Origin of the sequence: Sphingomonas beigongshangi (genome assembly GCF_016820445.1) — a bacterium.
Classification (GTDB): domain Bacteria; phylum Pseudomonadota; class Alphaproteobacteria; order Sphingomonadales; family Sphingomonadaceae; genus Sphingomonas; species Sphingomonas beigongshangi.
Map to the genome: position 1 here is coordinate 221,865 of NZ_JADHDT010000001.1, position 21,017 is coordinate 242,881.

The 21,017-nt window shown below is 69.0% G+C and carries 16 protein-coding genes; 7 read left to right on the plus strand and 9 right to left on the minus strand.

Annotated elements, in window-relative coordinates; all coding sequences use genetic code 11:
• Positions 1-24 precede the first annotated feature (24 nt).
• Complete coding sequence (locus IQ292_RS01130; RefSeq protein ID WP_203308470.1) at positions 25-3,144, minus strand: TonB-dependent receptor domain-containing protein; 3,120 nt, start codon at positions 3,142-3,144, stop codon at positions 25-27.
• A gap of 183 nt (positions 3,145-3,327) precedes the next feature.
• Between IQ292_RS01130 and IQ292_RS01135 the strand changes: the two genes are divergently transcribed.
• The 3 genes from IQ292_RS01135 to IQ292_RS01145 are packed head-to-tail and all read left to right on the plus strand — an operon-like array spanning position 3,328 to position 5,392.
• Positions 3,328-3,711 carry a YraN family protein gene (locus IQ292_RS01135; protein WP_203308471.1) on the plus strand — a complete coding sequence of 128 codons (384 nt, stop codon included), beginning with the start codon at positions 3,328-3,330 and terminating at the stop codon, positions 3,709-3,711.
• Positions 3,712-3,766: 55 nt separating this feature from the next.
• Entirely contained in the window at positions 3,767-4,735 is a 969-nt protein-coding gene (gene gshB, locus IQ292_RS01140; protein ID WP_203308472.1) for a glutathione synthase, read from the plus strand.
• A 54-nt stretch (positions 4,736-4,789) separates the two neighbouring features.
• Positions 4,790-5,392: a DedA family protein gene (locus tag IQ292_RS01145; RefSeq protein WP_203308473.1), complete on the plus strand. Its 603-nt coding sequence runs from the start codon at positions 4,790-4,792 to the stop codon at positions 5,390-5,392.
• 3 nt (positions 5,393-5,395) lie between these two features.
• On the opposite strand, the gene IQ292_RS01150 is transcribed toward IQ292_RS01145, so the two are convergent.
• The gene (locus tag IQ292_RS01150; protein WP_203308843.1) at positions 5,396-6,259 is read right to left on the minus strand and encodes a tyrosine-type recombinase/integrase; all 864 of its coding nucleotides are present in this window, start codon (positions 6,257-6,259) and stop codon (positions 5,396-5,398) included.
• 97 nt (positions 6,260-6,356) lie between these two features.
• Between IQ292_RS01150 and IQ292_RS01155 the strand changes: the two genes are divergently transcribed.
• The 3 genes from IQ292_RS01155 (at position 6,357) to IQ292_RS01165 (ending at position 11,156) form a co-directional block, all read left to right on the plus strand.
• Complete coding sequence (locus tag IQ292_RS01155; protein ID WP_338057561.1) at positions 6,357-7,808, plus strand: diguanylate cyclase domain-containing protein; 1,452 nt, start codon at positions 6,357-6,359, stop codon at positions 7,806-7,808.
• 42 nt (positions 7,809-7,850) lie between these two features.
• Positions 7,851-10,022: a primosomal protein N' gene (locus IQ292_RS01160; protein ID WP_203308475.1), complete on the plus strand. Its 2,172-nt coding sequence runs from the start codon at positions 7,851-7,853 to the stop codon at positions 10,020-10,022.
• Between the two features lie 135 nt (positions 10,023-10,157).
• Positions 10,158-11,156, plus strand: a complete 999-nt coding sequence (locus tag IQ292_RS01165) for a glycosylasparaginase (RefSeq protein WP_203308476.1) — start codon at positions 10,158-10,160, stop codon at positions 11,154-11,156.
• 237 nt (positions 11,157-11,393) lie between these two features.
• On the opposite strand, the gene IQ292_RS01170 is transcribed toward IQ292_RS01165, so the two are convergent.
• The 5 genes from IQ292_RS01170 to IQ292_RS01190 all read right to left on the minus strand — a co-directional run bounded on the left by IQ292_RS01170 (position 11,394) and on the right by IQ292_RS01190 (position 16,516).
• Positions 11,394-11,645 (minus strand): ATP synthase F1 subunit epsilon, encoded by a 252-nt coding sequence (locus IQ292_RS01170; protein WP_203308477.1) that lies wholly within the window; start codon positions 11,643-11,645, stop codon positions 11,394-11,396.
• Positions 11,646-11,832: 187 nt separating this feature from the next.
• The gene (gene atpD, locus IQ292_RS01175) at positions 11,833-13,308 is read right to left on the minus strand and encodes a F0F1 ATP synthase subunit beta (RefSeq protein ID WP_203308478.1); all 1,476 of its coding nucleotides are present in this window, start codon (positions 13,306-13,308) and stop codon (positions 11,833-11,835) included.
• A gap of 96 nt (positions 13,309-13,404) precedes the next feature.
• Entirely contained in the window at positions 13,405-14,280 is an 876-nt protein-coding gene (locus IQ292_RS01180) for a F0F1 ATP synthase subunit gamma (protein WP_203308479.1), read from the minus strand.
• 147 nt (positions 14,281-14,427) lie between these two features.
• Positions 14,428-15,957, minus strand: coding sequence for a F0F1 ATP synthase subunit alpha (gene atpA / locus IQ292_RS01185; RefSeq protein ID WP_203308480.1), 1,530 nt, complete (start codon positions 15,955-15,957; stop codon positions 14,428-14,430).
• Between the two features lie 4 nt (positions 15,958-15,961).
• Complete coding sequence (locus IQ292_RS01190; RefSeq protein ID WP_203308481.1) at positions 15,962-16,516, minus strand: F0F1 ATP synthase subunit delta; 555 nt, start codon at positions 16,514-16,516, stop codon at positions 15,962-15,964.
• 213 nt (positions 16,517-16,729) lie between these two features.
• Between IQ292_RS01190 and IQ292_RS01195 the strand changes: the two genes are divergently transcribed.
• Positions 16,730-17,764, plus strand: coding sequence for a hypothetical protein (locus IQ292_RS01195; RefSeq protein WP_238940709.1), 1,035 nt, complete (start codon positions 16,730-16,732; stop codon positions 17,762-17,764).
• A gap of 2 nt (positions 17,765-17,766) precedes the next feature.
• Here IQ292_RS01195 and IQ292_RS01200 read toward each other — a convergent pair whose 3' ends face one another.
• Both IQ292_RS01200 and IQ292_RS01205 read right to left on the minus strand, forming a co-directional pair.
• The gene (locus IQ292_RS01200) at positions 17,767-19,308 is read right to left on the minus strand and encodes a hypothetical protein (protein ID WP_203308482.1); all 1,542 of its coding nucleotides are present in this window, start codon (positions 19,306-19,308) and stop codon (positions 17,767-17,769) included.
• 109 nt (positions 19,309-19,417) lie between these two features.
• Complete coding sequence (locus IQ292_RS01205; protein ID WP_203308483.1) at positions 19,418-20,923, minus strand: S1C family serine protease; 1,506 nt, start codon at positions 20,921-20,923, stop codon at positions 19,418-19,420.
• Positions 20,924-21,017: the final 94 nt, after the last annotated feature.

The window sequence follows — 21,017 nt, forward strand, 5'->3', positions numbered from 1 at the left end:
GGGCGGGCGGGGACCGGCGCGGCATCAGAACTGGATCGTCGTGCCGATCGCGATCTGGCGGCCCAGCGAGTCGTAGCGCTGCGGGATGGTGTTGTTGCGCGCCAGCGACACGTTGTACGAGTTCGGGATGATCGGCGGGTTCTTGTCGAGCAGGTTGTTCGCGATCACGCGGAAGGCGAACCGCTTGGCGATGTTGAACGTCAGCGCCAGGTCGAAATAGCTGACCGGGGCGAGCCGGTAGAACGTCGTCTGCGCCGGCGTCGGATTGGCCGCGTTGGCGCCGCTGATCGCCGGGTCGGACGCGTTGTTGGCATTGGTCAGCGCGCCGACATAGCGCCAGTTGAACGACGCGTTGAGGAAGCTGTCCGCGGTCGAATAGGTCGCGCGCAGGCCGTGCGCCCATTTCGGGATCAGCTGGCCGCAACCGTTGCCGAAATAGCCGGTGCAGTTGCGCATCGGCTGAAGCGGCGAATCCTGGCCACCGGCGAAGGTCGTGATCGAGCCGTTGAAGTCGAAGTCCATCCGGCCCGCGCCGCCCAGACCCAGCGTGTAGGTGCCCTGGAAATCCCAGCCGCGCGCGATCGAGAAATAATAATTGGTGGTGCCGGCGCGGATGAAGCCGCTCGTCGGATTGCCCGATGCCGCGGCATAGAGCGTGCCGTTGGCGGCGCGCACGATGCCCGAGCAGAAGAACGGGTTGCCGTTCGAACGCAGACAGCCGTCGGTATAGTAGCTGTCGTCGTTATAGCCGAGCGAGTTGTTGATCTTGATCCGGTAGCGGTCGACCGAGAAGACCAGCCCCCTGATGAAGCGCGGCTTCACCACCAGACCATAGGTCTGCGTGTAGGCGGTTTCCGGATCGGCGGTGAAGCCGCCCGAGCGCACCGTGCACTGGTCGTTCGGGCACAGCAAGGTCGGGCTGCCATAGAGCGCGGGCGACAGGCCGGTCGCCGCGCAGACCGCCGGCGAGGCGAGCGGCGTGGTCGTCGTGATCGTCCGACCGGGATTGTTCGGGTCGGCGATCTGGCGCGGCACCGGTGCGCAGAAATCGTTCTGCGAGCCGCCCTGTCGCGAGAAGCTGATGTTCGACGCCTGATAGGCCTCGACCACCGTCGGCGCGCGCTGTGCCTTGTTGAACGAGGCGCGGAAGGTCAGGTCGCTGACCGGCGCGTAGATGCCCTCGACCTTCCAGGTTGTGAAGCGGTTCGGATTGCTGCTGTACTTCGACAGGCGATAACCGCCGTTGACCTGCAGCAGGTGCGCGAAGGGACGATCCTGCACCAGCGGCGCCTGCGCCTCGATGTTGGATTCCCATACGTCCTGGCTGAGGTCCGACGGGCTGCCGCCGTAATCGTCGATGAAGCCCTGCGTCAGCTGCGAGAACTGGCGGTCCTTGCGATATTCCGTCCCCAGCGCGAAGGCGAGGCCGTCGGTCGCGAGCGGCGACGTGATGCCGTACTTGCCCAGGTCGCCGGTCATGTTCGCCTGGACGTCGTACAGGATGCCGACGGTCTTCTGGATCGCGGGCCCCTGCCCGCCGTAGATATAGTCGATGAGCGCCTGGTTGCCGTTGCCGGCCGAGAAGGCGTCGAAGGGAACGCAGGCGCCCCCCGACACGCAGGTCGGCGTGCCGTTGACGTTGACCACGTTCAGCGCGTTGTTGATCCGGCCGAAGTCGGGTAGGCGCGACGAATTCCAGATCTGCTGGTTGCGCGCATAGACGCCGCCGACGTCATAGGTCCAGGCATCGCCGACCTTGCCGCGCAGGCCACCCGTCGCGCGGATCGCGCTGTTCGTGTAGACGTCGTCCAGATAGGGCGCGTTGAACCGATACCGGATGTCGACGGGCGCCAGCGCACTGGTCCCAGCCGCCGCGCCGCAGATGATCGCCGCCTGCTGGCTCGACAGGAACGGGTTGTTGCAGTTCACCTGGAACGGATCGGAGCCGTAATTGGCGGCGGCGAAGACGCGCGTCGGCACGCGGTTGATCGACTTGTCGCGGAACCAGAGGGCGGAACCGTAGACCTCGTATTCCGGCGCGAGCTTCAGCGTGACGAAGCCGCCCGCGTTCACGCGCTCGTCCTGGCGCTGGTACGAATAGCCGTCATAAGGATTGGCGGCATTGCCCGCCCCGATCCCGTAGGGGACGAACGTCCGCGTGCCGCTCGGATCGTTGACATAGGCGGTGCCGGCATTGGCACCGGCGAGCGGTCGGACGTAGCCGCTGACCGAATAGGTCGACAGCGAGCAGCTGAGCGGACCGTCCTTGCCCGTCTGGAGCAACTGGCACGCCGAGGTCGAGCGCGCGTCGTAGGGCACGAGATCGGCGTGCTTGTAGTTTACGAAGCCTTCGACGTTCAGCTTGCCGTCGAACAGCGACGTGCCGGCGGTCAGCGTGAGGTCGGCACGGCCGCCGTCGTTGACATGGCCGAGCAGCGGCGAGAACCCCGAGGCCTGCGCGGTCTGGCTGACGACGTTCGACCGGTTGACGTGGTCGTAGAAATTGTAGTTGGCATCGACGCGAACGCCGGTGAAATTCTGCTTCATGATGAAGTTGACGACGCCGGCCACGGCGTCGGAGCCATAGACCGACGAGGCGCCGCCGGTGAGCACGTCGACCCGGTCGAGCAGCGTCACCGGGATGATATTGGTATCCTCGCCGTTCTGCGTGCCCAGGCGCTTGCCGTCCACCAGCACCAGCGTGCGCTCGAATCCGAGGCTGCGCAGCTTGATGCGCTGGCGGCCATCCGAATCCTGATAGTTCTGCTGGCTGTCCGGCGCGACCTGCGGCAGCCGGTTCAGCACCTCCTCGACGTTGAGGGGCGCCTGCGCGCGGATGTCCGCCGAGGTGACGGAGGTGATCGGGGCGGCCGCGGTGAGGTTCGGGCGGACGATCCGCGTCCCGGTCACGACGATTTCGCCATTGCCGCGGTCGGAGCGTGCGGGCGCGCCGTCGATGGCAGCGGCGCGATCCGCAGCGGATGCCTGAACCGTGTCGCCGGGCGTCGTACCGTCCGCAACGGGCATGCCATTGGTATCGGTCTGCGCAGTACCGCCCGCAGGCTGCTGCTGGGCCAGGGCCGGCGCGCCGCCGAGCATCGCCACCGCGAGCGCAAGCGTGGAGATCGTGGATAGACGTGACATTTTCGGAACCCCTTCTCGCCGCCCCTGTAGGAAAAGGTCAGCAACAAGCCCGCAATCTTTTCCTATTGGTCTTGTCAGTCAATACATTTGGATGACCATTGCCTTACCTGGGCCTGATTTGGTCATCGCTGTGGCGCAAACGCCACGCTTGCCGCGAGGGTCGGGATGACGCAGCCTCGTCGCATGACCCCGCCGTCCCGCCGCCCCCCGACGCCCGCCCGGCAAGCCGCGGAAGCCGCCGGCCGGCGCGGCGAACGGCTCGCGGGGTGGTGGCTGCGCCTCAAGGGATGGCGCATCCTCGACCGGCGGGTGCGGACCGCGGCGGGCGAGATCGACCTCGTCGCGCGCAAGAGCAATCTGGTCGCCTTCGTCGAGGTGAAGACGCGGGCGAGCGCCGCCGACCTCGACAGCGCGATCGACGAGCGGCGGCTGGCACGCGTCGCCGCCGCGGCGGAGCTGCTGATGCCGCGCTACGTCGCGGCGGGCGACGACATGCGCGTCGACGTCATCCTGCTCGCCCCCGGCACACGGCCGCGGCATATCGAGAATGCCTGGATCGGCTACTGACAAGCGGCGCGCGGGCGCCTACCTCGGCCGCTCGCCACGCCGTTCCGGAGGACCCATGACCCTGACCGTTGCCGTCCAGATGGACCCGCTCGACAGCATCAACATCGCGGGCGATTCGAGCTTCGCGCTGATGCTCGCCGGCCAGGCTCGCGGCCACCGCCTGTTCCACTACACCGCCGACGCGCTGAACTATCGCGACGGCCGCGTCTGGGCGAAGGCACATCCGGTGACGGTCCAGCGGCCCGCCCCAGGCACGAAGGGCGACCATTTCCGTTTCGACGCGCCGGTGAACCTCGATCTGGGCGACGAGGCCGATGTCGTGCTGATGCGGCAGGACCCGCCCTTTGACCTCGGCTATATCACCGCGACGCATCTGCTGGAGCGGATCGCCGACCGCACCCTGGTCGTCAACGACCCGGCCAGCGTCCGCAACGCGCCCGAGAAGGTCTTCGTCCTCGACTATGCGCGCTTCATGCCGCCGACGCTGGTGACGCGCAGCCTGGAGGAGGCGCGCGCCTTCCTCGCCGAGCATGGCGAGATCGTCGTCAAGCCGCTGCACGGCAACGGCGGCAAGGCGATCTTCCGCGTCGGCAGCGATGGCGCCAACCTGTCCGCGCTGATCGAGGTGTTCAACCAGACCTGGCGCGAGCCGCACATGATCCAGGCGTTCCTGCCGGCGGTGGCGAAGGGCGACAAGCGCATCGTGCTGGTCGACGGCGAGGTGGTGGGCGCGATCAACCGCCTGCCCGGCGAGGGGGAGATACGCTCCAACCTCGCGGTCGGCGGATCGGCGGAGAAGACCGAGCTGACGCCGCGCGAGCGCGAGATCTGCGCGGCGCTGGGCCCCGAACTGAAGCGGCGCGGGCTGCTCTTCGTCGGCATCGACGTGATCGGCGGCGAATGGCTGACGGAGATCAACGTCACCAGCCCGACCGGGATCGTCGCGATCGAGCGATTCGACGGGACGGACGTCGCAGGCCTGATCTGGGACGCGATCGAGCGTCGGGTGGCGGTGCGCGGCTGACGGCGTGCGACCGGCTGACGGAACGTCCGCGACGGCGCGGCCGTTCGTCCGGTCATGACCGCATTCATCCTCGATGCGATCGCGCGGGGCGGGTATATCGGCATCTTCCTGCTGATGGCGCTCGAGAACATCATCCCGCCGATCCCGTCGGAGGTGATCATGGGCCTTGGCGGCATGGCGGTGGCGCGCGGCGACATGGACCTCGTACCGCTGATCGCCTGGGGCACCGCCGGCACGACGGCGGGCAATTACGCTTGGTATGCGCTCGGGCGACGCGTCGGCTACCAACGCTTCCGCCCGTTCGTCGAGCGCCACGGGCGGTGGCTGACGATGGAGTGGCGCGACGTCGAGGCGCTGCATCGCTACTTCGTCAAGCGCGGCGGCTGGGTGGTGTTCGTCTTCCGCTTCATGCCGACCTTCCGCACCATGATCTCGCTGCCCGCCGGGATCACGCGCATGCCGCGCTGGAAGTTCGTCGTCTGGACCTTCGCGGGCAGTGCGATCTGGAACACGATGCTGGCGGGTGCCGGCTATTATCTCGGCGCCAATTTCGCCGCGATCGACCGCTACGTCGGGCCGGCGGCCATCGTGCTGACGGCGGCGATGGTGGGCGCCTATCTGTGGCGCGTCGCGACGTGGAAGCCGCGCGGGCGATAACGCTCAGGCGCGCGGATGCGCGTTGCGATAGACGTCGAGCAGATGCGCCGCATCGACGCCGGTATAGACCTGCGTCGAACTGAGGCTGGCATGGCCGAGCAGTTCCTGCAGCTGGCGCAGGTCCGCGCCGCGCCCGAGCAGATGGGTCGCAAAACTGTGGCGCAGGGCATGCGGGGTCGTCCGCTCCGACAGGCCGAGGCGACCGCGCGCAGCCTGCACCGCCTTGCGCACGATGCCCGGCGACAGCGCGCCGCCGCGCACGCCGCGGAACAGAGGCGCGCCACGCTCCAGCGCATAGGGGACGGCGGCGGCATAGGCCTCGATCGCCGCGCGGACCTGCGGCAGCAGCGGCACGACGCGCGTCCGGTCGCGCTTGCCGGTCACCGCCAGCGTCTCGCCCAGCGGCAGGACCGCGCCGGTCAGCGCCACCGCCTCCCCGATCCGCAGCCCGGCGCCGTAGAGCAGCAGCAGCAGCGCCCAGTCGCGCCGGCCCGTCCATTCCTCGCGCGCATCGTCCGCGATCGCCTCCGCCAGCGCCACCACCTCGTCGGGCGCGATCGGCCGGGGCACACCCTTGCGCACGCGCGGCCCCTTGAGCCGGAGGGGCTCGGCGCCCAGCCACGTCAGGAAGCCGCGCACCGCCGACAGTTCGCGCGCCGCCGAGGCATTGCCGATCCCCTCCGCGCGGCGCGCGGCGAGAAAGGCCCGCAGGTCCGTCGCGTCGACGCCACGCAACGCCGCCGCGTCGATCCGCTCGCCGCGATGCACCTGCAAAAAGGCGACGAGCCGTTCCGCCGCCGCCTGATAGGCGCGCACCGTGTGGATGGAGCGCCGCCGGTCGTGCGAAAGGTGCGCCGCCCAGCGCATCGACGGGGGCTGTTCCTGGTCCATGGCCCGATCGATGTCGTCCATGTTCACCGCATTGCAAAGCCCTTTTTAACCGTTTGTGATCATGGCTTTGCCGGTGACAAACACGACCCGCACGAACGCCTACGCCGACGAGGACGCCCGCCTCGCGGCCCTGCATGCCCTCGCCCTCATCGACGGAGAGCCGATCCGCGAATTCGATTCGCTCGTCGCGCTGGCGGCGGACATGCTGGGGTGTCCGACCGCGCTGATAAACCTCGTCGATCGGGACACGGTCTGGATCCAGGCCAGCAATGCCCCGGCGCCGCGGCAGATCGGCCGCCATGACGCGTTCTGCGATCGTACCATCGCGACGGACGCCCCCGTCATCATCCCCGACCTGAGCGCGGACACGCGCTTCGCGACGACGCCGCTGGTCAGCGCTGGCAGCCGCTTCTACGCGGGGGCGCCGATCCACGCGCGCGATGCCGACGGCGTGCGCCATGCGGTGGGGACGATCTGCGTGCTGGACGTCGCGCCGCGCTCGCTCAACGCCGCCGGCAAGGGTGCGCTCGTCCACCTCGCGACGCTCGCCGAATCGCTCATCACGGCCCGGCGTACGGCACAGGACGCGCTGCACATCGCCATGCGCGGCGAGACGCTGCTCGGCGCGCTGGCCGAGAAGGATCGCATCTTCCGTCAGGCGGAACGCATCGCCTCGATGGGTTCGTGGCGCGTGACGCTGCCCGAATACAAGGTCGACTGGTCGGAGAACGTCTACCGCATCCACGACGTGCCGGTCGGGCAACAGCCGACGATCGACACCGCCCTCGATTTCTACCCCGCCGCCGCGCGCGACTATGTGCAGGCGGTGATCCAGGCGACGATCGACGAAGGCAAGCCGTTCGACTACGAGACCGACTTCGTCACCGCGAAGGGGCGCCAGATCCGTGTCCGCGCGATGGGCGAACCGGAGATCGTCGACGGCACCGTCACCGCGATCATCGGCGTGTTCCAGGACGTGACCGACCGCTATCGCCTGGAACAGCAGCTGCGCCGCTCCGCCGACACCGACGCGCTGACCGGTATCGCCAATCGCGCCGCGTTCGACCGCGAGCTGGAGCGCGCGATGACGCGCGCCCGTCGCGACGACACGCCGCTGCTGCTCGTGCTCGTCGACCTCGACGGGTTCAAGGACATCAACGATTCGCTCGGCCACGATGCCGGCGACGAGGTGCTGCGCCGCACGGCCCAGGCCCTGCGGCAGCCGTGGCTCGCGCAGTGCCACCCTGCACGGATCGGGGGCGACGAATTCGCCCTGATCGTCAGCGATCCCGCGCTCGCGCGCGATCCCGACCTTCTCCGCGAACGGATCGAGGCGACGCTGCGCATCTCCGTCGATGCGGACGGCATCGTCATGACCAGCGCGGGTTCGATCGGCATCGCCGCGCTCGACGGCGACATGCAGTCGCTGCGCGATTTCGCGCGCCGCGCCGACAGCGATCTCTATGCCGCGAAGCGCGGCCGCGTCGGCATCGGTCGCCAGCGCCGGGCCCGCGAGGCGGCATAAGGCGGTTTCCTCCGCCCGCGTCGCGCCCCATATGGGGCGCGCATGTCGACCCGCGCCCGCGTCCTCGTCCTCAATTCCGCCCTCGGTCCGCTCGACTATCGCGTGCCCGCGGGCATGCATGTCGAGCCCGGCTCGATCGTCGTCGCACCGCTCGGCCCGCGCCAGCTGATCGGCGTGGTGTGGGAGCCGGAGCGGCTGCCGTCGGATGCGGAGGTCGGCGACAACCGGCTGCGCAACCTGCTCGCGGTCGCCGATGCGCCGCCCCTCGGTGCGGCGCTGCGCCGGCTGGTCGAATGGACCGCCGATTATTATCTGGCGCCGCCCGCCGCCGTGGTGCGCATGACGCTCTCCTCGACGTCCGCGCTGGAGGGCGCGCGCACCGTCACCGAATATCGCGCGACGGGCGACGTGCCGCCGCGCCTGACGCCGCAGCGCGAGCAGGCGCTCGAGCGGATCGGCGACCGGCAGGGGCTGATCCGCGAACTGGCGGCGATCGCCGACGTCTCCGACGCGGTGATCCGCGGGCTGGTGAAGGCCGGCGCGATCGCGGCGGTCGAGGTCGACATCGACAGCCCCTTCCCCCGCCCCGACCCCGCCTTCGGGCCGCCGACGCTGTCCGCCGACCAGCAGGCGGCCGCGGACACGCTGGTCGGCCATGTCGCCGCGCACGATTTCCATCCGACGCTGCTCGACGGCGTCACCGGGTCGGGAAAGACCGAAGTCTATTTCGAGGCGGTGGCCGAGTCGATCCGGCAGGGGCGCCAGTGCCTGGTCCTGCTGCCCGAGATCGCGCTGACCGAACCGTTCCTCAAGCGCTTCCACGACCGTTTCGGCTGCGAGCCCGTCGCGTGGCATTCGGGCCTGCGCTCGACCCAGCGCCGGCGCGCCTGGCGCGCGATTGCGAGCGGCGAGGCACTGGTGACGGTCGGCGCGCGCTCGGCCCTGTTCCTGCCCTATCGCAACCTCGGCCTGATCGTCGTCGACGAGGCGCACGAGACGAGCTTCAAGCAGGAAGAGGGCGTCCACTATCATGCGCGCGACGTCGCGGTGATGCGCGGCAAGTTCGAGGGCTGCCCCGTGATCCTCGCCAGCGCGACCCCCGCGATCGAGACGCGCCAGCAGGTCGTGCTCGGCCGATACGAGGAGCTCAAGCTGCCCGGCCGTTTCGGACCGGCGGAAATGCCGTCGATCGAGGCGATCGACCTGATCGCGGAGCCGCCGGAGCGCGGCCGCTGGCTGGCGCCGAAGCTGGTCAAGGCACTGGGCGAGACGCTGGCGCGCGGCGAACAGTCGCTGCTCTTCCTCAACCGCCGCGGCTATGCGCCGCTGACGCTGTGCCGTAACTGCGGCCACCGGTTCCAGTGCCCCAATTGCACCGCATGGATGGTCGAGCACCGGCTGACCCGCCGCCTCGCCTGCCACCATTGCGGCCATGTCATGCCGACGCCGCGCGCCTGTCCGGAGTGCAGCGCGGAGGACAGCCTGGTCGCCTGCGGCCCCGGCGTGGAGCGGATCGCGGACGAGGTCGCCGCGCTCTTCCCCGAGGCGAAGGTCGCGGTCGTCACCTCCGACACCATCTGGTCCCCCGCCAAGGCGGCGGAATTCGTCGGGCGGATGGAGGCGGGCGACATCGACATCGTCGTCGGCACGCAGCTCGTGACCAAGGGCTATCATTTCCCCAATCTGACGCTGGTCGGCGTCGTCGATGCCGACCTGGGGCTGGAGGGCGGCGACCTGCGCGCCGCCGAGCGCACCTTCCAGCAGATCCGCCAGGTGTCGGGGCGCGCGGGGCGCGGCGAGAAACCGGGGCATGTCTTCATCCAGACGCACAGTCCGTCCGCGCAGGTGATGCGGGCGCTGGTCACCGGCGATGCCGACGCCTTCTATGCCGCGGAGACGGAAGCGCGCGCGGACGCCGGCGCGCCGCCCTTCGGTCGTTATGCGGCGATCATCGTCTCCTCCGAGGATCAGGCCGCGGCGCACGACGTCGCGCGCAGCGTCGCCGCCGCCGCGCCGCGCATCGACGGCATGGCGGTCTATGGCCCCGCCCCCGCCCCGCTCGCGATGCTGCGCGGACGCCACCGATTCCGCCTGCTCGTCCACGCCCGCCGCGCGCTCGACGTGCAGGACGTGATCCGGGGCTGGCTGGGTGGGCTCGACTGGCAGGCGAAAGTGCGGGTGACGGTCGACGTCGATCCGTACAATTTCCTGTGAGTCGCGCACCACGACCGCGCGAATCGTCTCGCCAGGGTTGTTCCGGGGTCCGCCGTGCCGCACGGTCGGGCCGATGCCCCCTGCGGCATGGTCGCTGCAGGGACGGGTCCGGCAGGACGTTGAAAGGGTGAAGAGATGACGACACGGCGCACGTTCCTGGGCGGCATGGCGGCGAGCGGCGTGGCCGCGGGGACCGCGGCACGGGCCGCCACGCCACGCGCGACGATCGTGTCGACCTGGGACTTCGGCGCCGCCGCCAATGCCGCGGGATTCGCGAAGATGCGCGCGGGCGGCTCGCTGTTCGACATCGTCGAAGCGGCGGCGATGGTGCCGGAGGCTGACCCGGAGAACCATTCGGTCGGCTACGGCGGCTATCCCGATCGCGACGGCCATGTCACGCTCGACGCGGTGATCATGGACGATGCGGGGGGCGTCGGCGCCGTCGCGGCGCTGGAGGATACGGTCCATGCCATCTCCGTCGCGCGCCGCGTCATGGAGAAGACGCCGCATACGCTGCTGGTCGGCGAGGGTGCGACCCGCTTCGCGCGCGACCAGGGCTTTCCGAAGGTCGACCTGCTCACCCCGCCCGCCGAGCAGGCGTGGCGCGACTGGCTGAAGACCTCTCAGTACAAGCCGGAGGCGAATGTCGAGAACAAGCGGGGGCCGCATGCCGGCCCCCGTGGGGGCGCGCTGGACCACGACACGATCGGCCTGCTGGCGCGCGACGCGTCGGGGCGGATGGCGGGCGCGTGCACCACGTCGGGCATGGCGTTCAAGATGCGCGGCCGCGTCGGCGATTCGCCGCAGGTAGGTGCGGGCCTGTACGTCGAGCGCGGCGTCGGCGGCGCGACCTCGACCGGCCTGGGCGAGGAAGTGACGCGCGTATCGGGCAGCGCCCGCGTCGTCGCGTCGATGCGCGCGGGCCTGTCGCCGCAAAAGGCGTGCGAGGAGGTGGTGCGGCATATCGCCGCGCTGCGCGGCGATGCGATCAAGGGGGTGCAGGTCGGCTTTCTTGCCTTGTCGCCGCGGGGCGAGGTCGGCGCCTTCTGCCTGCTGCCGGGCTTCACCTATGCGGTGACGGATGCGGACGGCACGACCGTCGTCCTGAAGGCACCGTCGCTGTTCACGGCTTAGTGCGTGAGCCGCAGTTCGCGACCGACCGGCCAGAGTACGCCGGTGGCGTGCCCGAAATCGCTCGCTGTTCCCGTCATTCCCGCGCGGGCGGGAATGCGGAAACGCTGACGGTGGTGCTCGAACCGACGACCTGCGCGTCCGGATCCCCGCCTGCGCGGGGATGACCGATACACGCCGCCTCCGCCGCTCAGCATCGGATATGAAGGTCCTGCCTCACAGGACCGGCGCCGGCCCGCCTTACCCCGCGTGTTCGGCGAGGACGGTCAGCCCCTTGGCGTTGACCTCGGCGAAGCCGCCCTGGATCGGCACGATCTCGGGCTGCGCGCCCGCGCTGCGGTAGATCGACAGCGCGCCGTCGCGGATCGTCGACATGAAGGGGGCATGCCCCTCCAGCACGCCGAAATCGCCCTCGGTGCCGGGGACCACGACCATGTGGACCTCCTCGGAGCGGATCAGCTTTTCAGGCGTGACGAGTTCGAAGTGGAGCATTGTCTCAGGTCCTGACACCCCTCTCCCCTTGTGGGAGAGGAAGGGGCCCATCGCGGCGGCGATGGGAGGGTGAGGGGTGCGCGCCGCAAAGGCTGGCGCGGCGCTTCCCCCTCATCCAACCTCCGCCAGGCAGCATGGCTGCCAGGCTTCGGTATCCTTCTCCCACAAGGGGAGAAGGCGATACGGCTTACGCCTCCTTGGCGAGCTTCTCGGCCTTGGCGACGGCCTCGTCGATGCCGCCGACCATGTAGAAGGCCGCTTCCGGCAGATGGTCGTATTCGCCGTCGACGACGGCCTTGAACGAACGGATCGTGTCCTCGATCTGCACGAACTTGCCGGGGATGCCGGTGAACACCTCGGCGACGTGGAACGGCTGCGACAGGAAGCGCTGGATCTTGCGCGCGCGCGTGACCGTCAGCTTATCCTCTTCCGACAGCTCGTCCATGCCCAGGATGGCGATGATGTCCTGCAGCGACTTGTAGCGCTGGAGCAGCGACTGCACCGCGCGCGCGGTCTCGTAATGCTCCTGGCCGACGACGCGCGGCTCGAGCACGCGGCTGGTCGAATCGAGCGGATCGACCGCCGGATAGATGCCGAGCTCCGAGATGGCGCGGCTGAGCACCGTCGTCGCGTCCAGGTGGGCGAACGAGGTCGCCGGCGCCGGGTCGGTCAAGTCGTCCGCGGGGACGTAGACGGCCTGCACCGAGGTGATCGAGCCCTTGTTGGTCGAGGTGATGCGCTCCTGCAGCGCGCCCATGTCGGTCGACAGCGTCGGCTGATAGCCCACCGCCGACGGGATGCGGCCGAGCAGCGCCGACACTTCCGCGCCCGCCTGGGTGAAGCGGAAGATGTTGTCGACGAAGAACAGCACGTCCTGCCCTTCCTGGTCGCGGAAATATTCCGCGATCGTCAGGCCCGACAGCGCGACGCGGGCGCGGGCGCCCGGCGGCTCGTTCATCTGGCCGAACACCAGCGCGACCTTCGACCCCTCGCTGGTCGGGTTGCCGTCCGCGTCCTTGGCGATGACGCCTGCGTCGAGGAACTCGTGATACAGGTCGTTACCCTCGCGGGTCCGCTCGCCGACCCCGGCGAACACCGACGTGCCGCCGTGGCCCTTGGCGATGTTGTTGATCAGTTCCTGGATCAGCACGGTCTTGCCGACGCCGGCGCCGCCGAACAGGCCGATCTTGCCGCCCTTCGCATAGGGCGCAAGCAGGTCGATGACCTTGATGCCAGTGACCAGGATCGCATTCTCGGTCGACTGGTCGACGAACAGCGGCGCTTCCGCATGGATCGGCGCGCGCAGGTCGGTGGCGACGGGACCGCGCTCGTCGATCGGCTCGCCGACGACGTTCATGATGCGGCCCAGCGTCGCCGGACCGACGGGGACGCTGATCTGCGCGCCGGTGTCGGTGACCGACTGGCCGCGGGTCAGGCCCTCGGTCGCGTCCATCGCGATCGTGCGGACGGTGTTCTCGCCCAGATGCTGCGCGACCTCGAGCACCAGCTTGTTGCCGTTGTTGCTGGTCTCCAGCGCCGACAGGATCGCCGGCAGCTGGTCGGGGAAGTGCACGTCGACGACGGCGCCGATGATCTGGGCGATCGTGCCGGTGTTGTTGGTCGAGCCAGTCGCCTGGCGGATATCTTCTGCGGCAGTTGCCATTTTCGTTTCCTTCTAGTTCCCCGGCGAAGGCCGGGGTCCAGCATGGGGACCTGCGTAACTGGGCCCCGGCCTTCGCCGGGGAACAACGTCTTTGACTTACAGCGCCTCGGCGCCCGAGATGATTTCGACCAGCTCCGTCGTGATCGCGGCCTGGCGGGTGCGGTTGTACTGGATCGACAGGCGGTTGATCATGTCGCCGGCGTTGCGCGTGGCATTGTCCATCGCGTTCATGCGGCTGCCCTGTTCCGACGCCGCATTCTCCTGCAGCGCGCGGAAGATCTGCACCGCGATGTTGCGCGGCAGCAGGTCGGCCAGGATGTCCTCCTCGCTCGGCTCATACTCGACCACCGCGTCCGCGCCGCTTTTGGGCGCGCGGTCGGTGGCGAGCGGCACCGGGATCAGCTGGCGGCCGGTCGGCTCCTGCACCAGCGCCGAGACGAACTTGGAGAAGAAGAGGTGGGCGACGTCGAACTCGCCGCGCGTGAAGCGCGCGACCAGATCGTCGGCCACGACGCGCGCGTCCTCGAACGACACGGTCTTGATATGGCCCATCTCCTGGTCCGCCAGGATCGCATTCGGATAGAAGCGCTTGAGCACCCGGCCCTTCTTGCCGACCAGGTAGAATTTCACCGTCTTGCCCTGCGCGATCAGCTCCTCGGCCTTGCGGCGCGCCGCGCGGACGATGTTGCTGTTGAACGCGCCCGCGAGGCCGCGCTCGCTGGTCGCGACGACGAGCAGCTGCACCTGATCCTTGCCGGTGCCGGCGAGCAGCGGCGAAGCGCCGACGCCGCCGACGCGGCTCGCCAGGCTGGCCATCACCGCCTCGAGCCGCTCGGCATAGGGGCGGCCGTTCTGCGCCGCTTCCTGCGCACGGCGCAGCTTGGCGGCGGCGACCATCTTCATCGCCTTGGTGATCTTCTGCGTCGACTTCACCGAGCCGATGCGAAGCTTGAGGGCCTTCAAACTTGCCATTCTAGTGCGTCACCATTCCCTCAAACCGTCATGCCGGACTTGTTCCGGCATCCACTTCGCCACCCGCGCCATGGGCAATTGTGGATCGGTGGACCCCGGAACAAGTCCGGGGTGACGGCGTGTGTGTGTCAGCCGCTATGCGCGTCCTTACGCGAACGTCTTCGCGAACTGGTTGAGCGCGGCCTTCAGCCCCGCCTTCGCCTCGTCGCCCAGATCGCGCGTGTCGCGGATCTTGGTCAGCACGTCGGCATGGTTCGCGCGCAGGTCGGCGAGCATCGCCGCCTCGTAGCGCACCACGTCGTTCACCGCGACAGTGTCCAGATAGCCCTGCGTGCCGGCGAAGATCGAGGCGACCTGCTCCTCGAACGGCATCGGGTTGAACTGCGCCTGCTTGAGCAGCTCGGTCAGGCGCGCGCCGCGGTTGAGCAAGCGCTGCGTCGACGCGTCGAGGTCCGAGCCGAACTGCGCGAACGCCGCCATCTCGCGATACTGCGCCAGCTCCAGCTTGATCGAGCCCGCGACCTTCTTCATCGCCTTGGTCTGCGCGGCCGAGCCGACGCGGCTGACCGACAGGCCGACGTTGATCGCCGGGCGGATGCCCGCGAAGAACAGGTCGGTCTCGAGGAAGATCTGGCCGTCGGTGATCGAGATGACGTTCGTCGGGATATAGGCCGACACGTCGCCTGCCTGCGTCTCGATGATCGGCAGCGCGGTCAGCGAGCCGCCGCCGTTCGCGTCCGACATCTTCGCCGCGCGCTCGAGCAGGCGGCTGTGCAGGTAGAAGACGTCGCCCGGATAGGCCTCGCGGCCCGGCGGACGGCGCAGCAGCAGCGACATCTGGCGATAGGCGACCGCCTGCTTCGACAGATCGTCATAGACGATCAGCGCGTGCATGCCGTTGTCGCGGAAATATTCGCCCATCGCGCAGCCGGTATAGGGCGCGAGGAACTGCAGCGGCGCGGGGTCCGAGGCGGTGGCGGCGACGACGATGGAATAGTCCATCGCGCCATTCTCCTCCAGCGTGCGGACGAGCTGCGCCACCGTGGAGCGCTTCTGGCCGACCGCGACATAGACGCAGTACAGCTTCTTCGATTCGTCGCTGCCCTGGTTCACCGTCTTCTGGTTGATGAACGTGTCGATCGCGACGGCCGACTTGCCGGTCTGGCGGTCGCCGATGATCAGCTCGCGCTGGCCGCGGCCGACGGGCACCAGCGCGTCGATCGCCTTCAGGCCCGACTGCATCGGCTCCGACACCGACTGGCGCGGGATGATGCCGGGCGCCTTGACCTCGACGCGGCTGCGCTGGTCGGCGACGATCGGGCCCTTGCCGTCGATCGGATTGCCGAGGCCGTCGACGACGCGGCCGAGCAGGCCCTTGCCGACGGGCACGTCGACGATCGTGCCGGTGCGCTTCACCGTGTCGCCCTCGCGGATCTCGGCGTCCGAGCCGAAGATCACGACGCCGACGTTGTCGGCCTCGAGGTTGAGCGCCATGCCCTGCACGCCATTGGCGAATTCGACCATCTCGCCCGCCTGGACGTTGTCGAGGCCGTAGATGCGCGCGATGCCGTCACCGACGCTGAGCACCTGGCCGGTCTCGCTGACCTGGGCCTCGGTGCCGAAATTGGCGATCTGGTCCTTGATGACCTTCGAGATTTCTGCGGCGCGGATATCCATTACGTCAGCCTTTCATCGCGCTGGCGAGCGCATTCAAACGGGTACGGATCGACGAATCGATCATCTGGGAACCGATGCGGACGACGAGCCCGCCGAGCAGCGCGGGGTCGACCGACAGGTCGACCGCGACTTCGCGGCCAAGGCGCTGGCGCAGCTGCTGCTTGAGCGCGTCGACCTGGTCGCCGCTGAGCGGATGCGCGCTCGTCACCTCGGCGGTCGCCTCGCCGCGATGACGCGCGGCGAGTTGGCGGAAGGCACGGATGATCTGCGGCAGCGCGCCCAGGCGGCGGTTCTCGGCGAGCACGCCGAGGAAATTCTTGGTGGTCGAATCGACGCCGAGCGCGTCGGCGACGGCGAGCACCGCCTTCGCCGCCGCGCCGCGCGCGACCAGCGGGCTCGCGGTCAGCGCCTTGAAATCGGCCGACTGGTCGAGCGCGTCGCGGACACGCGACAGGCTGGACTCGACCGTGTCGATGCTCTTCGAATCACGTGCCAGCTCGAACAGCGCGAGCGCGTAGCGTCCGCCTAAACTTGCCTGAATACCGCCGGACGTCTCCACGCGATCGAAATCCCTCACAACTGATGTTGGCCCATGGGGAAGAGGGCGCGAAAGCTCGCACCTGCTATGGGTTGCGGGCGGCTAGCATGGGGGTGGCGAGGATGCAAGACGCGCACGGCCGGCGAGGCAACACCCGATGAACGCGGCCGCAACGGCCCGTTCAGGAACGCCGCCGTAACGATCGGCAAACGGGCGAGACAAGGGAGCAATGCGATGCGGTGTGCGACAGTCGGCGGATCGGGACAGCAAGGTCGCGGCCGCGACGCCGCAACGGACGCTGCCTCCCCTGTCGAGGCGGAGCGGCCGGCGCAGGCACGCGATCGGATACGCCCCCCCGTGCTGCCGATGACGGCCGCCGTCCTAGCAGCCCTTTTTCCTATATCTGCCGACGCCGAAGTCCTGCGGGTCGAGGGCATCTTCGCCGCCACCGCGCGCGAGGCGAGCCTGCTTCCGACGCTGGGCGTCGGCGCGATCGGCGGGCCGGAGGGCGGGCGACTGGCGGATGCCATCGCGCAGCGGCTGGCGACGCTCGGGCGCGACGGCGTACGGCATGCGCAGATCGTGCCGGCCTCGCTCCGCCCCGACGGCCTGCTCGTCGGCGATGCGGGCGCCACCGTGTCGCACGAAGACTATAGCGAGACGCGCGAGCGCTGCACGGAGAAGAAGGACGGCAAATGCGTCAGCCGCACGCGCTACCGCGTCGCCTGCACCCGCCGCACGATCGCGGTACGCGCCGACCTAAGGGTCCTGCGCTGGAACGATCGCCGCATGCTGTTCGCAAGCCCCAAGACCCGCGACGACAGCAGCAGCTGGTGCGAGGATTCCGGGGTGGAGACGAGCGTCGACGGCGAGATCCAGTCCATGGTCGATTCGATCGCGCAGGAGGTGCGCCTCGACCTCGCTCCGCATCGCGAGAGCTACAAGGTCCGCGTGCTGGAAAGCCGCGACGGCCTGCCGCCGGAAGCCGCGGCGGTGTTCAAGCAGGCCGTGCGACAGACCAAGCACGATCCCGCCGCCGCCTGCCGTGGGTTCGCGCAGGTCGACACGATGGTCCCCGATCACGGTCCGACGATGTTCAACCTCGCGCTCTGCGCGGAAGCCGCGGGCCTCTATCCCGAAGCGCGCGACCGCTATGGCCGGGCGCGCCTGTTCGCGCCCAAGGCCGGCGGCGAAGTGACCCGCGGTCTCGCCCGCGTCGGCGCGCTCGCCGCGGGCGACGAGGACGTGCGCCACATGGCGGCGCTCTGAGCCTATTTCGCCGGATTGCCGCCGTCTTCCAGTGCAGCGATGGCGGCTGGACCGGATTTTCCGTCGTCGAGTAGGGCGAGCAGGCGCGCGGCGGCATTGTCGGCCGATGCGTGGGGTGAATAGGCGAGCGGGCGCAGCACCTGCCGCCCCGTCCCGACATCGCCGTCGATCAGCGTCTGGCGGGCGAGACGGAAGCGCAGATTATCGTCCTGCGGCACCAGCTCCATCGCGCGGTAAAGCGCGTCGACGGCATTCTTCGTCGGCTTGACGTTCGCCATGCCGAAACTGTCGTAATAGGTCTCAAGCGCCTCGGCATTGTCATTTTCGACCTTGTTGGCCTTGAGCAGCCAGCTGCGCGCTTCCGTCCATCCCGCGACATCCGCCTTGCGTGTCACGGCTCGCCGCAGATGCACCTTGGCCTTATAGATCAGCGCCTGGATCGATCGTTGATCGTGTGTCAGCGCGCGATCGGCCGCGGCCTCCGCCTCGTCGTCCTTGCCGGCGTCATAGGCCATTTCGGCGAACCAGCCCTGCGCGGTCGCGTCGGCGGGGAAGCGCGCGGCGAGCGGCGCCGCGCGGGCGAACACATCGGCGGCATCCTTTTCCCCGACGCCGCGGTCCGAGCGGATGCGCAACGGGATCAGCGCGCGCTCGCCCTCGGTGAGCAGGCGAACGGAAACGCGAGGCGTCGGCAACTTGTCCATCGGAATGGTCACGGCCGGAAGGGTGTTGCGGTTGAGGTAGGCGTTGAGGTCGCGGTTCAGGCTGCCAAGATCACCGAACGCGGCCTTTGCGGCCTCCAACGACGGCGTGCCTTTGTTGAAAGCAACGAGGAAACGCTGGAAAGCCTTGCGGCGCGTATCATCGAGCATAAGGTAATGCGTCAGCAGCCATCCGCGGGCATACAGGGATTCGGTATCCTCTGCCTTGAGCTTGCGGCGGTCGGCTTCGAAAAGCTGCTGGACGGTCAGCCCCCGGGTCAGCAACAGGCTGTAGGCGCGATGTTGCGCCGCGCCGCCCACCCAAATCTTGTCCTTGTCGAAACGCGTGGTGGAGGCGAATTCGGCATAACCCTCAGCGAACCAGGACGGATAGGCGATCGCGTAGTTCGTCAGCAGCATGTGGTGCGCATATTCGTGGAACAGCACGATCTGGGGCTGGAGCCCGTTGTCGCCGTCCCCCATCCCCTTGTCGGGGACGAAGGCCACCGATCCGCTCGCCCGACCGAAGTAGAAGCCGGCGACGTCGTTTCCGCCCTTGCCATAGAGCCGCTGTACCGCGCCGACGCTGGGCACGATGTAGACGGTCAGCTTGTTCGCCTCGTCCTCTCCCGCCGGCTTTGCCGGCATGGCGTGGAAATAGCGCAGGACGCCGTCGAACCGTTCGAGGCGCTCCGCCGTGGCGCGCAGGCTCGTCTCGCTCGTATCGCCGTAAACGATGAAGTGGCTGCTCGTCGCCTGGCGCCATTCGGCCGCGGCGGGGGAGGCGACGGCGCATGCCGCCACGCACGCCGCGCCCGACAGCCATGCCAGAATCCGCGCCATATACCCGCCCTCCCCAAAGACCGGGGTCGAGACTAAAAGCGTCTGCTTATCTCGCAAGGATTCATGGGCCGGATAGATCGAAAACGGATTATTATCGTCCCCGCGCGCCTCATCCGGTCTTTCGACAGCTGTAGACCAGCTTCTCGTTGGGCAGCGGCGGCAGCGCGGCGCGGATTGCGGCCTCCGCCTGCGTCAGGCGCTCGATCGTCGCGGGCGCGACGGTGCAGGATTTCGGGACCGCATCGCCGCGCATCTTGCGCACCGACTCCATCGCCGCCGATCCGAGGAGGTAGCGCGTGTTTGTGTAGGTCTTCGTCGCCGGGTCGAAGCCGAGCACCGACACGGTCTGCTCGCCGTCGGGGACCAGGACCCGCTCCCACCGGTCGCCGCCCGGCAGATATTGGGTGCGACCGTTGACGCAGCCGCTGCGTCCCCAGTCGAGCGACACGTCCTGCGTCGAGGAGACGGTGACGCGGCTGCGTTGCGGCACGAAGGCGCAGGTCAGCCGGCCGAGCGGCGCATTGGCGCTCGCCACCGGGCGCGCCGCGGCGGCGACGGCGGGCAGGCTGATCTCCGCGGACGGGCGCAGCAGATAGACGACCACAGCACCGGCCATCACCGCGCCGCCGCCATACAGCGCCCAGCGGGCGCGCCGCGCGTCCTCGCGCAGCACGAGGAACCCGGCGCCGCCGATCCCCATCGCACCCAGCACCAGCATCAGGCCAGCGAGCGCCATCGCATTCTCCCGCCGGGTCAGCGCCGTGGCGCGCGCCTCCGCCAGCGCCGCCTCGCGCGCCAGCGTCTCGCGCGCCAGCGTCTCCCGCGCGTTCGACGCAGCGTCGCTGCGCGCGCGGGCATCCGCGTCGCTGTCCTCGCGCAGCCGCTCCTCGATCGAGGTGCAGGGCGTGCCGACCTGCTGGAACGGCTGCTTGGCGGCGCGGAGGAAGGCGGCGAGCTCGGTATCGGCGATGGCGAAGCCGAACGAGCTGTCGCCCTCCTCGCCGCGCGTGATCGCGGAATTGATCCCGATCACCCGTCCGCAGCGGTCGAGCAGCGGGCCGCCCGAATTGCCGCGGGCGATGCTGGCGGTGTGAAGCAGCACCTCGACCCCGGTCAGCGTGCGACGACCGGAAAAGACGCCTTCCGAGCGAACCGGCGACGTCGGCCGTATATAGTCGGCGGCGGACCGGGCGGTGGCGAGATCGACGTTGCCGGGATAGCCGAGCGCGACGACCGGATCGCCCTCGCTCACCGGCCCCGTGTAGAGCGTCGCGGGCGGCAGGCGCGCGCCGGAGAACTCGATCATCGCCAGATCCGCCTTGGCATCATAGGCGACGACATGGCCCTGGAAGCTCTTGTCGCCTTCGCTCGGCACCACGCCGACGACGACATTGTCGGGATAGCGTTCGGCGAGTTCGGTGACGTGCGCATTGGTGACGATGCGGTTGGGCGCGACCGCGACGCCGCTGCCGTGGCCAAAGCCCACCACCTGTCCGTCGACGACCGCGATGGTGACGATGCGCACGACGCCGCGCGCGGTCGCGCCGATGTCGTCCGCAGCCGCCGGGGTCGCCCCGGCGAGAAGGGCGAGAGGGATGAGGAGGCGGCGCAGCATGGCCGCGCCTTCGAACGCGGGCGGGGCCGCGCTGTCAAGCGTGTCCGCCGCCAGGCGGGTGGTTTGGTTAGGAAAATGTCAAACCTTGGCCCCT

Coding starts and splice junctions, on each gene's coding strand:
- IQ292_RS01130 (WP_203308470.1), bottom strand. CDS start 3,144: ATGTCACGTCTATCCACGATCTCCACGCTTGCGCTCGCGGTGGCGATG.
- IQ292_RS01135 (WP_203308471.1), top strand. CDS start 3,328: ATGACCCCGCCGTCCCGCCGCCCCCCGACGCCCGCCCGGCAAGCCGCG.
- gshB (WP_203308472.1), top strand. CDS start 3,767: ATGACCCTGACCGTTGCCGTCCAGATGGACCCGCTCGACAGCATCAAC.
- IQ292_RS01145 (WP_203308473.1), top strand. CDS start 4,790: ATGACCGCATTCATCCTCGATGCGATCGCGCGGGGCGGGTATATCGGC.
- IQ292_RS01150 (WP_203308843.1), bottom strand. CDS start 6,259: ATGCGCTGGGCGGCGCACCTTTCGCACGACCGGCGGCGCTCCATCCAC.
- IQ292_RS01160 (WP_203308475.1), top strand. CDS start 7,851: ATGTCGACCCGCGCCCGCGTCCTCGTCCTCAATTCCGCCCTCGGTCCG.
- IQ292_RS01165 (WP_203308476.1), top strand. CDS start 10,158: ATGACGACACGGCGCACGTTCCTGGGCGGCATGGCGGCGAGCGGCGTG.
- IQ292_RS01170 (WP_203308477.1), bottom strand. CDS start 11,645: ATGCTCCACTTCGAACTCGTCACGCCTGAAAAGCTGATCCGCTCCGAG.
- atpD (WP_203308478.1), bottom strand. CDS start 13,308: ATGGCAACTGCCGCAGAAGATATCCGCCAGGCGACTGGCTCGACCAAC.
- IQ292_RS01180 (WP_203308479.1), bottom strand. CDS start 14,280: ATGGCAAGTTTGAAGGCCCTCAAGCTTCGCATCGGCTCGGTGAAGTCG.
- atpA (WP_203308480.1), bottom strand. CDS start 15,957: ATGGATATCCGCGCCGCAGAAATCTCGAAGGTCATCAAGGACCAGATC.
- IQ292_RS01195 (WP_238940709.1), top strand. CDS start 16,730: ATGCGGTGTGCGACAGTCGGCGGATCGGGACAGCAAGGTCGCGGCCGC.
- IQ292_RS01200 (WP_203308482.1), bottom strand. CDS start 19,308: ATGGCGCGGATTCTGGCATGGCTGTCGGGCGCGGCGTGCGTGGCGGCA.
- IQ292_RS01205 (WP_203308483.1), bottom strand. CDS start 20,923: ATGCTGCGCCGCCTCCTCATCCCTCTCGCCCTTCTCGCCGGGGCGACC.